We start from the raw sequence: 13,920 nt of genomic DNA on the forward strand, positions 1-13,920 counted from the left end.
GCCCCCCCCCGCCCCCGCCCCCGTCAAGCTCAACTCCCCCGCCGCCCCCCCCCCCGCGCCAACGCACGCGCCCCCGCGGTTCTGAGAACCGCGGGGCCGCTTCCTTTGGAATCCGTCAGCCGGCGCGCTTGGTGCGGGCGCGCTGGCGCTCGCGCTCCTTCGCGTCCAGCACGACCTTGCGGATGCGGACGTTCGCCGGGGTCACCTCGACGCACTCGTCCTCGCGGCAGAACTCGAGCGCCTCCTCCAGCGACAGGACCCGCGGCGGGGTGAGGCGCTCCAGCTCGTCACCGGTGGAGGAGCGCATGTTCGTGAGCTTCTTCTCCTTGGTGATGTTGACGTCCATGTCGTCGGAGCGGGAGTTCTCCCCGACGATCATGCCCTCGTACACCTCGGTGGTCGGCCCGACGAAGAACGTGCCGCGCTCCTGCAGGTTCGTGATCGCGTACGCGGTCGCGGCGCCGGACCGGTCGGCGACCAGCGAGCCGGACGGCCGGGTGCGCAGCTCGCCGAACCAGGGCTCGTAGCCCTCGAACACGTGGTGCGCCATGCCGGTGCCGCGGGTCTCGGTCATGAACTCGGTGCGGAACCCGATCAGGCCGCGCGCCGGGACCAGGAACTCCATCCGGATCCAGCCGGTGCCGTGGTTCGTCATGTGCTCCATGCGGCCCTTGCGGACCGCCATCAGCTGCGTGACCGCGCCGAGGTGCTCCTCGGGGATGTCGACGGTGAGCCGCTCGACCGGCTCGTGCTTCTTCCCGTCGATCTCCTTGGCGACCACCTGCGGCTTGCCGACGGTCAGCTCGTAGCCCTCCCGGCGCATGTTCTCGACCAGGATCGCGAGGGCCAGCTCGCCGCGGCCCTGCACCTCCCAGGCGTCCGGGCGCTCGGTCGGCAGCACCCTGATCGACACGTTGCCGACCAGCTCCCGGTCGAGGCGGTCCTTGACCATCCGGGCGGTGACCTTGGTGCCCTTCTCCCGGCCCGCCATCGGGCCGGTGTTGGTGCCGATCGTCATGGAGATCGCCGGCTCGTCCACCGTGATCAGCGGCAGCGGGCGCGGGTCGTCGGGGTCGGCGATGGTGTCGCCGATCATGATCTCCGGTATGCCGGCGATCGCGATGATGTCGCCCGGGCCCGCCTCGTCGGCGGGCTTGCGGGTCAGCGCCTCGGTCATCAGCAGCTCGGTGATCTTCACCTTCTCGATGCTGCCGTCGTGCCGGCACCACGCGACCTGCTGGCCCTTCTTGATCGTCCCGGCGTGCACCCGGCACAGCGCGATCCGGCCCAGGTAGCTGGACGCGTCCAGGTTCGTCACGTGCGCCTGCAGCGGCGCGTCCGGGTCGAACGACGGCGCCGGGATCGTCTCGGTGATGACCTTGAACAGCGGCTCCAGGTCCTCGCTGTCGGGCATGGCGCCGTCGGCGGGCTTGTCCAGCGACGCGCGGCCCGCGCGGCCCGAGGCGTACACGATCGGGAAGTCGATCTGGTCCTCGGCGGCGTCGAGGTCCATGAACAGCTCGTACGTCTCGTCCACGACCTCGTCGATGCGGGCGTCGGGCCGGTCGGTCTTGTTCACGACGAGGATCACCGGCAGCTTCGCCTCGAGCGCCTTGCGCAGCACGAACCGGGTCTGCGGCAGCGGCCCCTCGCTGGCGTCCACCAGCAGGACGACGCCGTCCACCATGGACAGGCCGCGCTCGACCTCGCCGCCGAAGTCGGCGTGGCCGGGCGTGTCGATGATGTTGATCGTCAGGCCGTTGTGCCGGACGGCCGTGTTCTTCGCGAGAATGGTGATGCCCTTCTCGCGCTCCAGGTCGTTGGAGTCCATGACGCGGTCGTCGACGTCCTGGTTCTCGCGGAAGGCACCGGACTGCCAGAGCATGGCGTCGACCAGCGTCGTCTTGCCGTGGTCGACATGGGCGACGATCGCGACGTTCCGGAGGTCGTCGCGCGTGGAGATGGGCATGCGGGCTCGCCTTGCGTGAGAGTTCGGGAGTCGCCGCAGACGCGCGGCTGCCACCATTCTACTTGGCGCTCGGCACCGCCCGCTCAGAGCCGCCCGTTCCCCGCCGCACGGCCCCCTCGTCCCCTGCCTCACACCGGCCCCGATTGGCCATCTTTGCCCATCCTTTGTAATCTTCCCGAGATCCGGTCGTCCGGAGCCCCACCCCCCGGGGCTGCGATCGGACCGCCGAATCCCCCGCGGCACCCACCCGCGGGCGAACCGGGGACCCATCCCCCTGGGGTGAATCGACGCACGTCGTAGGGCGACTCCTGGCCCGAACCCGTCAGCTAACCCGGTAGGCGAGCGAGGAGAGGAGAGCACCGGCTTGGCACCGGACCCCCGTTCCCGGCGGCGCGTCGCGCCGGCCGCGACCACCGCCGCAGTGCTGATCATCGGCCTCGGCACCACCGCGCCCGTCGCCGCGCACGCCGCGACCCCCTTCGGCCCCGCCGCCGCTCCGCAGGCGTCCGGCACGCCCAGCCCCCTCCCCACCACGGAGAAGGGGCTGAAGCAGAGCCTCAAGGAGCTGAACGACGAGGCCGAGACGCTGACCGAGCAGTTCAACAAGACCCGCGTCGACCTCGGCCGCGCCGTCAAGGCCGAGAAGTCCGCCACCGCGTACGCGCAGCGGCTGCTCCAGCAGACCGAGCCCGCCCGCCAGCGGCTCGCGCAGCTCGCCGCCGCCAACTACATGAGCGGCGGGCCCGACGCGATCTTCAGCTCCGGCGGCAGCGCCGACAGCCTCTCCGACTCGGCTTACCTCCAGCAGAACCAGGCCACCACCGTCCTCGCGCTGCAGAAGCAGGTCGACCAGGCCGAGGCCGCGCAGCGCGCCGCGCAGGAGCGCACCGAGCAGGTCAAGCAGGCCCAGGCCAAGGTGGTGGCCGCCCGCAAGGCCGCCAAGGCCAAGGTGAGCGAGGTCATGAAGCGCCTCGACAAGCTCACCACCACCCACACCACCGACCCCAAGTCGGGCCTCACCGCCACGATCAAGGGCTCGGACCTGCCCGCGAAGATGGCCCGCAAGGCCCTCACCAAGCTCGGCAGCCCGTACGTCTGGGGCGCCGCCGGCCCGAGCTCCTTCGACTGCTCCGGCCTCGTCGTGTGGGCGTACGCCCAGGTCGGCAAGCCCGGCCTGCCGCACTACACCGGCGATCTCTACCAGCTCGGCACCAAGGTGGACCGCTCCTCGCTGCGCGCCGGCGACCTGGTCTACTTCGGCAGCAACCTCCACCACATGGGCATCTACGTCGGCGACGGCAAGTTCCTGCAGGCCCCCCAGACGGGCGACGTGGTGAAGATCTCCAAGCTCTCCACCCGCTCCGACTACGCGGGCGCGAACCGGATCTCCTAGCCCCCGCCGGCGCGGGATCCCCGCGCCGGGAGGGCCGCCGTCAGCGGAGGTCGGCTTCCAGCTCGGCGATGACGGGACGGTCGCCGGGGAGCCACGCGACGTCGTACAGGTCGTCGCGGGCGAGCCAGCGCAGGGCCAGGTGTTCCAGGGCCCGCGGCTCGCCCTCGACGATCTCGGCGGTCCAGACGCGCAGCAGCGCGCGCTCGCTCAGCCGCCAGTCGCCGCCGACGCGGCGGACCGGGCGGATCTTGATCGCGAGCTCCTCGTGGCACTCGCGGACCACGGCGTCCTCGTCGGACTCGCCCGGGTCCACCTTGCCGCCCGGCAGCTCCCAGCCACCGGCCATGTGCGGCGGCTCGGCCCGCTGCGCGGCGAGCAGCCGCCCGTCCCGGATGATCGCGGCGCCCACGACGACCAGATCGGCGATGGTGACCAGCCCCTTCCAGAGTCCCTATCCGTCTGAGACGGCCGCCCGGGGCCGGACGGTTCCGGCGCGGACCGTCTCGACCTGACGGGTCGCCTCCTCGACGATCCTCTCAAGGTGGTCGCCGTGGGCGCCGCGCCAGTACACCTGGCCGCAGCCGGCGCACCGGCCGTAGACGTCGTAGCTGCGGCGGGTGCCGGCCTCCAGGTCGCGCTCGATCTCCTCCTTGTCGACGGGGACGAGGACGCCGTTGCAGGCGGTGCAGCGCGTCCAGGGGCTGAGGACGGGCGCGAAGCGGTCCAGGAGGTCGCGGAGCTGGTCGTCGGGCCGGGACCCGCGGACGTAGGCGCCGAACCAGAGCGCGCGGCGGCGCAGCAGCCCGCGGTCCTGGGTGAGCAGGACGCGGCGCTCGGCGTTCGCCTGGACGACCAGGGACGGGTCGTCCATGTCGTTGTGGTAGGCGGTGTCGAGGCCGAGCAGCCGCATCCGGCGCGCGAGCGTGCCCAGGTGGACGTCGAGGAGGAAGCGCGGCGCGTCCTGACCCGGCTCCAGCGGGACGGGCTGGGGGCGGGAGACGGGCTCCACCTCCACCTCGTCGCCGGCCGCGGGGCGGGCGGACGGCTCCACGGTCTCGCCGCGGACGGCCAGCCGGCCGATCTCGGGGAGCGGGACTCCGAGCGACTCCACGATGTGCCCGAGCGTGGACGTCCCGTCCCACGGCACCCGGCTCACCGGTTCGCGGCGGGTGGCGGGCAGGAACATCAGCAGGTCGTCGGCGATGCGGACGCGTATCTCGGACTCCACGCCGCCAGCATGCCACGCGCCTGCGACGATCCCCGCCCGATTATTCGCCGGTGATGCGGGCCGCCGCGCCCCGCAGCGTGTCCAGCAGGGACGGGACGTCGTGGCCCCGCAGCACTCCCCCGCGCTTGATCACCCGGCCGCCGACCAGGACCGTGTCGACGTGCCGCGTCTCGGCGGACAGGACGACGGCCGCGATCGGGTCGTGCGCCGCCGCCATGCCGAGGGTGTCGGTGCGCAGGACGATCAGGTCGGCCTGCTTGCCGGGGGTGAGGGACCCGGTGACGCCGGCGAGCCCGGCCGTCTCGGCGCCGCCGAGGGTCGCGGCGCGGAGGGCCTCGGCGGTGGTGAACCAGGCGCCGTCGCCGTCCGGGCGGGCGCGTTCGAGGAAGTACGCCGCGCGCATGACGCCGAACATGTCGCCGGGCCCGCTGGCGACGGTGTCGCAGCCGAGGCCGGTGGGGACGCCCGCGGCGTGCGAGCGGCCGGTGGCCGGGTCGCCGATGCCGAGCGCCGCCTCCACGCCGGGGGTGGCGGAGACGGTGCCGCCGTTGGCGGCGATCCTCTTGAAGTCGTCGCCGGTGTAGAAGTTGGCGTGCACGTACATGGCGGGATGGCCGATCAGGCCGTTGTCCTCGAGGAACGCCAGTCCGCGCGCCGCGCTCTCGGCGCCGTGTCCGCCCATGTGGACGGTGACCGGCAGATCGAGGTCGCGGGCCAGCCGCCATTCGGCGAGCGCGCGTTCCTCACCGGCGATTTCTGAGCCGAGCGCCGCCATCCACATCGAGATGTTCCCGGGCGGCGCGTCGAAGTACTCGCGGCGGACCCGGGTCGTCTCGGCGGCGAGCGCGGTGAGGTCGTCGCCACCGCCGTAGCAGTAGCCGAACACGGCGCGGATGCCGGACGCGCGGAGCGCCGCGATGTCGGCGTCGGTGTGGTCGGGGCTGAACATGATGTGCGACCAGTCGACGACGGTCGTGATGCCGGAGTCGAGGCATTCCAGCGCGCCGGCGAGGGTGCCGCTGTACACGTCGTCGGGCCGGTAGCGGGGCGCCAGCTCGCCGAGGACGCGCTGCAGGTAGACGGGCAGCGTGCTGTCGGGGAGGGTGGCGCGGATCGCGGTCTGCCAGGTGTGCCGGTGCGTGTCGACGAAGCCGGGCATCACGATGCGGCCCGCCGCGTCCAGGATCTCGGCGCCCGCGGGCGGGACGAGGTCGGGGCCGACGGCGGCGATCCGGCCGTCCTCGACGAGGACGTCCGCGCGTCCGAGGACCCTGGGCGCGGGCGCCGTGTCGATGACCGTGCCGTTGCGGAGGAGAAGCGATGTCATGCCGTAAAGCTTAGAAAGAAGCTTTTCAGAAAGGAATACCGCGACCGGTATCCTCGGCTTGTGCGCGATGACGACGGCGGCCGCCGTGACGAGGTGGACGAGCTGGCCGCGGCCTGGCGGCGGGACGGCCTCGGCGAGGACGTCATCGCGATGCTGGAGGTCAGCAAGCGCGCGGCGCGGATCGGGGCGCTCGTTCAGCAAGCGCTGCGCGGGGAGCTGGCCGACCTCGGGCTCACCTACGCCGAGTTCGAGGTGCTGACGGTGCTGAACCGGGCCGGGAAGCCGTACCGGCTGAGGCCGAGCGAGCTGACCCGGTCGGCGTTCCTCACCTCCGGCGGCACGAGCAACGTGCTGCAGCGGCTGCAGAAGGCGGGCTACGTCGAGCGGGAGGCCAACACCGGCGATGCCCGCAGTAGGTTCGTCCAGCTCACGCCGGAAGGCCTGCGGGTCACGGCGCTGGCCTTGGACGCCTCGGCGCGCGCACACAGGGAGGCGATGGCCGGGGTACCGGCGGAGGCGGTCCGCGACGCCGCCGACGCGCTGCGCGACATCCTGCTCGTGATCGGCAAGCGGCGGTTCCGGTGACCAATCGCCCGATCCGTGCCGAATCACCGGTGACGCGCTCGGCAACTTCCCCTGAATTGACGGGATCGACCGTGACGCGGCGAACCGTCCGGGCGACACTCGCCCCATGACGACCCCCCGCCACCGGCTCCGCCGCGCGCTCCTGCCGGCCGTCCTGCTCGTCGCAGGGCTCACCGGCCCCGCGGCGCACGCCGCCACCGCCACCGCACCCGCTCCCGCCCCGTCCACCGCCGCCGTCGCCGTCGCCGACATCTGCGAGTCGACGCTCCCGTCGCAGGCCGACGACACGATCGCCCTGATCGACAAGGGCGGCCCGTTCCCGTACCCGCAGGACGGCACCGTCTTCCAGAACCGCGAAGGCCTGCTGCCGCAGGAACCCCAGGGCTACTACCACGAGTACACGGTGAAGACGCCGGGCAGCTCGACGCGCGGCGCCCGCCGCATCATCACGTCCGACGACCTCGGCCACGACGGGATGTACTGGACGCCCGACCACTACAGCACGTTCTACGACATCGACTTCGGCTGCTGAGCCCGCCGATCCGGCACCGGACGCCCCGGCCGCCCGCCGGGGCGTCCCCGGTCAGCCGCCCGGCTGCTGCTGCGCGGCCAGCTCCGCGACCTTGCCCTTGAGCTTCGGGCTGGCCAGCGGGCGCGTCACGCCCACCCAGTCGGGCCGCTTGTAGGTCTTCACGCCGATCGCGGGCACGCACGACGAGCAGCTCGCCACGATCATCTTGCCCTTGCCGATGACCATCCCGACATGGCCGGGATTGTCCGCCGACGTGCCCGGCCCGGAGTTGAAGAACACCAGGTCGCCGGGCTGCTCCTTGCCCTTGGCGATCTTCAGCCCGAACGGCCACTGCTCGAACGTGGTGCGCGGGATGCCGAGCCCCGCCGCCCGGTACGCCGCCTGCACCAGGCTGGAGCAGTCCCACGCGTCCGGGCCGGTCGCGCCGAACACGTACGGCTTCCCGCGCTGCGCCAGCGCGAACGCGATGATCTTCTGGACGAGCGCGCTCGCGTTCGCCGGCAGGTCGTTGTCCTGGCAGTCGACGCCGTTGGACTGCACGACCTTGAAGTCGCCTCCGCCGTACCGCTTCGCCCACGCCAGGACCATGTTCACGTAGTCCCACGAGTGGTTGTACTGGAAGATCGCCGTCTTCATCCGCTGCGGGGCACCGTTGTGCTTGAGGTAGGCGGCGGCGGTCGGGATCGCGTCGGCCGGGTCGTAGCGGTCCTTCTTGCCGTCCTTGTTCCCGTCCACCGCGAAGGACTTGAACGTCGGGTCCAGGAACTGCATCGGCCCGCCCGCGCCGGCGTAGTTCTCGCCGCTGTGCACGCCCTGCGCGTTCGACGTGCCGTGCCCCGTCTCGACCTCGCCGATGCCCGCGAGGACGTTCCACGGGATGCCGTAGTCCTTGCCGGCCTTCTTGTACAGGTCGAGGTAGTTCGCCGGGATCGACTTCGCGTCGCCCGCCTCCGCGGGCTGCGCGCCCGCCCCGGAGGTGTCGACGCAGCCGCCGTTCACGCTGCCGCCGAACATGAACTGGCTCGCGCCGAACAGGATCGGAACGAAGATCAGCGCGACGAACAGCGCCGCGGCGGCGGCGAGCGCGCACGCCGCCAGCACCCGTTTCGGGGTCATCCGGTGTCCCCCGCCTGCCCCGCGTCGGCGGGCGCGAACGCGTACACCTTCAGCGACCCGCCGTCGCGCGACACGGTCACCGCGTACTGCTTGCTGTCGCTGCTCGCCGTCCCGTTCCTGGTGAGCTGCTGCTTGCCCGTCACCAGGAAGATGATCGAGTTGTTCTCGATGGTGCGGACCTGGTCGAGCGACGCGCCGCCCTGCGCGACGACCTGCTCCTTGCGGCGCTCGTCCTGGATCCCCGGCGCCGCCGCGCCCGCCTCCAGCTGGCCGCGCAGGTCATCGGTGACCAGGCCGGACAGCCGGCCGATGTAGGCGGACGGGTCCTCGTCGTAGCGGTACGTCCCGTACGCCGCGACGAACCGCTGCGCCAGGTCCGCGGCGGCCGCGAAGTCCTGCTGCGAGAACGGCAGCAGCCGGTAGATGTCGAAGTTCTTCGGGTCGACGGTGCTGTGGATCCCCGGCGGCGGCGACGCCGGGGCGCTCGGGCCCGCCGTCACCGTCGCGCTCGGCCGCGCGTCCGCCTTCTCGTGGCCGTGCTCCGGCGCCGCCACCGTCAGGTAGACGCCGACGGCGGCGAGCACCACCACGAGCCCTGCGAACAGGAGCTTGCGCTGGCGGTCGTTCAGGTTCATCACTCGTCCCGGTCGGACTCGCCGGAGCGGGGCTCGACCGGACGCAGCCAGAACGGGATCGGCGGGCCCTCCTCGGAGCCGCGCCGGCCCCACAGCGGCGGCGGCGCCTGCCGCCCGCCCGGACCGCCGTTCGACGGCGCGGCACCGCCGCCGCCCGCACCGGCGCGCGGCCGGGGGACGTTCGACGCCGGACCGCCCGACCCACCGGAGCCGCCCGACCCGCCGGAGCCGCCCGACCCGCCGGAACCGCGTGCCGGAGCGCCGCCGCCGGAGCCGCCGCCCGCGCGGCCGCGGCCGCGCTCGGTCGAGCCGGACGAGCGCCCGCCGCCGGAGAACCAGCCGCCGCGCCCGCCACCGGACCCGTTGCCGGAACCCCCTCCGGAGCCGCCGTTGGAACCGCCACCGGAGCCGCCGCCGGACGACCCACCGGAGCCGCCCGAGCCGCCGGAACCACCGCCGGTGACCCCGCCGCCTCCGCCGCGGCCGGCCCAGGACGTCGGACGCGGCGTACCGCCACCGGAGCCCGCACCGCCGGACGGCTTAGCGCCACCCGACACCGAGCCGCCACCGCCCGCGCGCGCGCCCGAGCCCCCGCTCGGCCGCGCGACGATCGCGCCGGCACCGGCGCCTGCACCGCCACCGGCCGTACCGCCCTTGGCCGCCTGCGCGTCGACGACCTTCGCCGTCCGCGACGGCAGGTTCAGCGGGGGCGCACCGCGCCGGGACCGCCCCGGCCCCGCGGCGACGCCGCCGGTCCGCGGCTTCGCGGCGAGCACCGGCGCCTCCTCGGGCGACGGCCCGTCCCCGGCCCCGGCCGTGGTGATCCCCGCCCGCCGGTCGGCCGCCGCGGCGCCCGCACCGGCCGTCGCGTCCGCCAGGGCGCCCGCCCCGGCCGCGTCCGCCGCCGCGTCCCGCTTGCCCGCCCAGCGGCCCAGCCGGTACCCGGCCGCGCCCGGCACCACGGCGCCCGCCACGGCCGCCGTGTTCTTGCGCGCCTCCGCGACCGACTTGTCCAGGTGCGCCTCGCTCTTCTCCCGCGACCCGACCGCCGAGTAGCCGACCGCCGAGAACAGGTGCTGGAACGGCTTGCGGTAGATGAACGCCGCGAACGTCACCAGCGCGATCAGCAGGATCTGCAGGCCCCACGGCAGCGTCTCGCCGAGGATCAGCCCGTACGCCCACAGCAGCAGCGCCAGCACGCCGATCAGCGCCGCCTGTTTCAGCAGCATCGACAGCAGCAGCTCCAGCCATCTGACCGCGATCACCCGGCCGATCCCCGGATGGATCCCGATCCCGAGGAAGATCGGCCCCGCCACCAGCAGCAGCAGGAACGCGATCTTCACCACGATCAGCGCGATCGCGATCACCATGATCAGCAGCCCGGCGACCAGCGCCGCGAACAGCCCGCCGAACGCCACCGCCAGCCGGTTCTGCCAGCTCTTGCCCTGGAACAGCGAGTACGTTCCGGGATAGTCGTCCTTGATGGTCTTGGCGACGCTCTTGTAGTCGTCCGCTTTCTGCCCGAGATCGGGTTTCTCCGTGCCGTACGACTCCGGCAGGTCCACCGCCTGCGACGACAGCAGCTTGTCCGCGTTCTCCTTGACGATCTTCGCGTTCGGGTCGGTGGTGCCGAACTCGCCCTGCAGCCACGGCTTGCAGACGAGGGCCACCCACAGCCCGTTCGCGTTGCGGGTCGTCGCGTCCAGGTTCGCCGACGCCATCGGGTCCGGCTTGCCGTCCGGCGGCGGGATGCATCTGCCGCCCTTCGTGTCGCTCTGCGGCAGCGCCGCGTTGAACGCCGCGCTCGTCGCCGACGACACCTTCGTGCCCAGCGTGGTGAAGTCCGCGGGCCGCGCGATCAGCCAGATCAGCGCCACCATCGCGGCGACCATCCACACCACGCCCTCGGTGACCTTGCTCGCCCGCCGCCGGACCAGGCCCCACCAGGCCAGCCACATCGCGCCGAGGATGACCACCCACGACCAGTAGCGCGCGTTGAACGTCTTGCCCATGCCGCTGATCACGCCGTCGACGGTGCTCTTCAGCCAGCCGAGCAGCGACTCCGACGCCGCCGCCTGGTAGATGCTGATCGTCGTCCGGTCGACCGCCCGGACCAGCGTGAACGTCGTGTTGGCGATCGCGTTGCCCATCATCGCCATCGCGTCCGAGCAGCCCATGTCGACCGCGTACCAGGTCTGCCCGGCCGTGCCGTACCGGTCGTAGTAGGTCAGCTGGTCGCCCGGCGTCTTCTGCAGCTTCGCGTCCGGGTAGCCGGGCGGCTTGATCATCCCGTCCGTCCCGGACCCGTACTGCTCCGGCGCCGGATTGTCGGCCGGACGGCACGAGTCGTTGGGACTGGGCAGCGGGATGGACGCGGAGGCCGGGGACACCGGGCTGACCAGGAACAGCGCCAGCATGATCAGCAGCACCGCGGAGCGGCGGCTGCGCGGGCGGTGCCGCCGGCGGGTGCGGCGGCGGCGCAGGTCGAGGCGTTCGCCGGGCGAGCGCTGCAGGCGCTCCGTCCGGACGCGGGGACCCGTCATCGGCTGACCTCCTCGACCTCGGCCCCCGCTGCGGTGAGTTCGGAACGCCCGGGATGGGACCGGGTCGGGTTGGTGTCCAGCCATCTCCGCAGCTCCTCGGAGATGAGGTCGACGCCGATCCGGCCGGCGCGCCCGTCGAGGTCGCGGAAGATGCACTCGCCGTTGCCGAGGTTGCGCAGCACGGCCTTGTGCTCGTCGGACGACTCGACCCCGAGCAGCGACATCACGTTGCCCACCTCGACCCGTTCGGTTGACCGGAAGGAGAACACCGACGACAGACAGTTGGTGACCTGCTCGTTCAGCAGGTCGCCCGCGTTCTGGGAGACGAGGATCAGCGCGGTGTTGCGGGACCGCCCCATCCTCGACACCTCGGGCACGAGCTTGGCGCCCTCGGGGGTGGACGTGATCGCCCACGCCTCGTCCAGGAAGATCGCCTTCGGCAGCCGGCGGTCGATGCCGTGCATCAGCCGCCGCGCGAACTGCGACACCAGGTACATCAGCGCGACTGACAGGCGCTGCTCGTAGGAGTAGTCCTCGCGGGAGATCGCGACGTCGGGGAGGGTGAGGCCGCCGAGGGTGAACACGGTCGTCCAGCCGGCGGTGTCGATGCGCTCGCCGCCGGACGGGTCGAAGCACAGCCGGGCAAGGTGCATCTCCGACATCGACCGCAGCACCGCGCCGAGGTTCTTGGACGCGGGGTCGGAGGCCTGCTCCAGGTGGTCGACGACGCGGCCGAGGGACGGCTGGTCGGCGTTCGCGACGGCGCCGACCGCCTGGATCATCGCGGACTCGCGCTCCTCCGACATGCGCGGAAGCAGGAGCCGCAGCGTCTCGGTCGCCATGGTCTTCTTGGTGGCGAGGTCGTCGCCGAACGAGAACGGGTCGAGCAGCCCGGGCGCGGCGGACCCGAGCGGCAGGATCCGCGCCTTGCGTCCGCGCGCCTTCAGCAGTTCGACCAGCGACTCGGCGTCGCCCTTAGGGTCGATGGCCGCGATCGTGACGCCGCGCAGCGCCATCTGGTAGATGAGCAGCAGCGCGAGGGTCGTCTTGCCGCCGCCGGGCTCCCCGGTGATCGCGACGGCGGTCGGACGGTTCCGGGCCGCGGCGACGAGCGGGTCGAAATGGACGATCGACCGGGCCCGCCCGAGCGTCTCGCCGATGTACGGGCCGATCCAGCCCTCGTCGTTCTCGTCCGTCCGGTCGCCGAGGTCGACGGTCGCGACGGGCATCCCGCCCGCGATGGTGCGCAGCGGCTGCCGCTGCGCGTACGCGTTCAGCCGGATCTGGTCGCCCGGCAGCGACTCCAGGAACAGCGAGAACTGGTCGCCGGTCGAGTTGACGACGTCGATGCCGATGTCGCGGTAGTGCTCGACGACCGCGTCGACCCGCTGCGCGAGCAGGTCCTCGGTGGGCGCGGACACGATCAGCCGGTGCCACCCGTACACGAACGGGAGGCGCTCCTTGGTGATGCCGTGCTCCAGCATCCGCGCCGCGTCGATCTGCTCCGCGAGCGCGATCGGCGCCTCCGCGCCCGCCTCCCGGATGTGCTGGTCCATGTCGCGGGCGTGCGCGAGCTTCCGCGACACGTCCTTGGACGCCTTCGCCGGGGGGATCAGCTTCATCCGCGCGCTGATCTCGACGGGGAACGGCAGCGCGTCCGCGTAGTGGAACCACGGCTCGCCGTCCGGGAACGGCATCATGTCCGGGAACCGGGCGAACGACAGGTACGCGACATAAGACGCGGCCGTCGCGCCGCCGCCCGCGCCCGTGAAGTTCGGCTGCTCGATCCGCAGGTACGAGCGGCCGTTGTGGATCGCGCCCTCCACCAGCGACTCGATCTCGCCCTTGCCCCACGTCCGGCGCGGCACCGCCGACGGCGGCGGGTCGGCGAGCGACCCCGTCACCGCGTGCTGGAACAGCCACGCCACCTCGGTGGACGTCGCGTGCCGGGCGTACAGCGCGGACCCGCCGAGGGCCCGGCCGATCCGCTCGGCCTGGTCCGTCCAGCGCCCGATCTCCCGCTTGTCGATCGCGTCGTCGTTGACGCCGAGGACCTTCTCGCTGCGCTTGTAGAACCCGAGGAGCTGCGACACCACCCCGCCGGACAGGTGCGCGCCCATCCCGCGCGGGCCGAGCCGCACCCCGAGGTAGACCTCCTTGGTCCAGAAGTCCTTCGCCCACACGTGCGCGTAGGTCTCCTCGAGGTACTCCCGCCACCCGGCGCCGCCGTCGGACGTCCGGTCCAGCGCGAGCGCCCACTCCGCCGCCGGGTACGTGCGGTGCGCGATCCGCAGGTGCACCTCGGCGTCCTGCATCCGGATCCCGGCGAGCGCGATCGTGATGTTGGTGGCGAGCGCCTCCCGCTCCTCGCCGGTGGTGAACTCGTAGGACACCGTGGGCAGCCGGAAGTACGCCCAGGCGGCACCGTCGGTGAGCAGCACGCGGTCGTCGAAGTACCGCACGGCCAGCCGGCTGGCCTTGCTCATGCCGTCCTCCCGACCCTGGTCCTGACCAATGATTCTCCCGATCGGCGTGCGGCTGCGAAGGGCTGGCGGGGAGAGTGTTCACGGTCCGGGCGGACACGGGCGTCAG

At 72.6% G+C, this 13,920-nt stretch carries 11 protein-coding genes and 1 riboswitch; of the genes, 3 read left to right on the forward strand and 8 right to left on the reverse strand.

The window, feature by feature from the left end; genetic code table 11:
• Positions 1-115: 115 nt before the first annotated feature.
• Positions 116-1,969: a translational GTPase TypA gene (gene typA, locus AB0C78_RS46530; protein WP_360761362.1), complete on the reverse strand. Its 1,854-nt coding sequence runs from the start codon at positions 1,967-1,969 to the stop codon at positions 116-118.
• 213 nt (positions 1,970-2,182) lie between these two features.
• A riboswitch (cyclic di-AMP (ydaO/yuaA leader) is annotated at positions 2,183-2,326 on the forward strand.
• Between the two features lie 7 nt (positions 2,327-2,333).
• On the opposite strand from typA, the gene AB0C78_RS46535 reads away from it, so the two are divergent.
• Positions 2,334-3,362 carry a C40 family peptidase gene (locus AB0C78_RS46535; protein WP_360761364.1) on the forward strand — a complete coding sequence of 343 codons (1,029 nt, stop codon included), beginning with the start codon at positions 2,334-2,336 and terminating at the stop codon, positions 3,360-3,362.
• Positions 3,363-3,402: 40 nt separating this feature from the next.
• On the opposite strand, the gene AB0C78_RS46540 is transcribed toward AB0C78_RS46535, so the two are convergent.
• The 3 genes from AB0C78_RS46540 to AB0C78_RS46550 are packed head-to-tail and all read right to left on the reverse strand — an operon-like array spanning position 3,403 to position 5,917.
• The gene (locus tag AB0C78_RS46540) at positions 3,403-3,771 is read right to left on the reverse strand and encodes a (deoxy)nucleoside triphosphate pyrophosphohydrolase (protein ID WP_264159775.1); all 369 of its coding nucleotides are present in this window, start codon (positions 3,769-3,771) and stop codon (positions 3,403-3,405) included.
• Between the two features lie 42 nt (positions 3,772-3,813).
• Positions 3,814-4,590 (reverse strand): Mut7-C RNAse domain-containing protein, encoded by a 777-nt coding sequence (locus AB0C78_RS46545; protein ID WP_360761366.1) that lies wholly within the window; start codon positions 4,588-4,590, stop codon positions 3,814-3,816.
• A 40-nt stretch (positions 4,591-4,630) separates the two neighbouring features.
• Positions 4,631-5,917, reverse strand: a complete 1,287-nt coding sequence (locus tag AB0C78_RS46550) for an amidohydrolase family protein (RefSeq protein WP_360761368.1) — start codon at positions 5,915-5,917, stop codon at positions 4,631-4,633.
• A 60-nt stretch (positions 5,918-5,977) separates the two neighbouring features.
• Here AB0C78_RS46550 and AB0C78_RS46555 point away from each other — a divergent pair, with 60 nt between their 5' ends.
• Positions 5,978-6,502, forward strand: coding sequence for a MarR family transcriptional regulator (locus AB0C78_RS46555; protein ID WP_360761370.1), 525 nt, complete (start codon positions 5,978-5,980; stop codon positions 6,500-6,502).
• A gap of 106 nt (positions 6,503-6,608) precedes the next feature.
• Complete coding sequence (locus AB0C78_RS46560; protein WP_360761372.1) at positions 6,609-7,034, forward strand: ribonuclease domain-containing protein; 426 nt, start codon at positions 6,609-6,611, stop codon at positions 7,032-7,034.
• A gap of 51 nt (positions 7,035-7,085) precedes the next feature.
• On the opposite strand, the gene AB0C78_RS46565 is transcribed toward AB0C78_RS46560, so the two are convergent.
• The 4 genes from AB0C78_RS46565 to AB0C78_RS46580 are packed head-to-tail and all read right to left on the reverse strand — an operon-like array spanning position 7,086 to position 13,814.
• Positions 7,086-8,150 carry an NlpC/P60 family protein gene (locus AB0C78_RS46565; protein ID WP_360761374.1) on the reverse strand — a complete coding sequence of 355 codons (1,065 nt, stop codon included), beginning with the start codon at positions 8,148-8,150 and terminating at the stop codon, positions 7,086-7,088.
• Positions 8,147-8,785 (reverse strand): hypothetical protein, encoded by a 639-nt coding sequence (locus AB0C78_RS46570; protein ID WP_360761376.1) that lies wholly within the window; start codon positions 8,783-8,785, stop codon positions 8,147-8,149. The genes AB0C78_RS46565 and AB0C78_RS46570 overlap by 4 nt, the downstream gene beginning before the upstream one ends.
• On the reverse strand, positions 8,785-11,328 hold the full coding sequence (locus AB0C78_RS46575) for a type IV secretion system protein (protein ID WP_360761378.1): 2,544 nt from the start codon (positions 11,326-11,328) through the stop codon (positions 8,785-8,787). Before AB0C78_RS46575 ends, AB0C78_RS46570 begins: the two co-directional genes overlap by 1 nt.
• Positions 11,325-13,814, reverse strand: coding sequence for an ATP-binding protein (locus AB0C78_RS46580; RefSeq protein WP_360761380.1), 2,490 nt, complete (start codon positions 13,812-13,814; stop codon positions 11,325-11,327). Before AB0C78_RS46580 ends, AB0C78_RS46575 begins: the two co-directional genes overlap by 4 nt.
• Positions 13,815-13,920 lie beyond the last annotated feature (106 nt).

The organism is Actinomadura sp. NPDC048394 (assembly GCF_040651755.1).
Taxonomy (GTDB): domain Bacteria; phylum Actinomycetota; class Actinomycetes; order Streptosporangiales; family Streptosporangiaceae; genus Spirillospora; species Spirillospora montaniterrae.

Excerpts from the sequence above, each read along its gene's own strand:
- typA (WP_360761362.1), bottom strand. The coding sequence starts at position 1,969 with ATGCCCATCTCCACGCGCGACGACCTCCGGAACGTCGCGATCGTCGCC.
- AB0C78_RS46550 (WP_360761368.1), bottom strand. The coding sequence starts at position 5,917 with ATGACATCGCTTCTCCTCCGCAACGGCACGGTCATCGACACGGCGCCC.
- AB0C78_RS46560 (WP_360761372.1), top strand. The coding sequence starts at position 6,609 with ATGACGACCCCCCGCCACCGGCTCCGCCGCGCGCTCCTGCCGGCCGTC.
- AB0C78_RS46565 (WP_360761374.1), bottom strand. The coding sequence starts at position 8,150 with ATGACCCCGAAACGGGTGCTGGCGGCGTGCGCGCTCGCCGCCGCCGCG.
- AB0C78_RS46570 (WP_360761376.1), bottom strand. The coding sequence starts at position 8,785 with ATGAACCTGAACGACCGCCAGCGCAAGCTCCTGTTCGCAGGGCTCGTG.
- AB0C78_RS46575 (WP_360761378.1), bottom strand. The coding sequence starts at position 11,328 with ATGACGGGTCCCCGCGTCCGGACGGAGCGCCTGCAGCGCTCGCCCGGC.
- AB0C78_RS46580 (WP_360761380.1), bottom strand. The coding sequence starts at position 13,814 with ATGAGCAAGGCCAGCCGGCTGGCCGTGCGGTACTTCGACGACCGCGTG.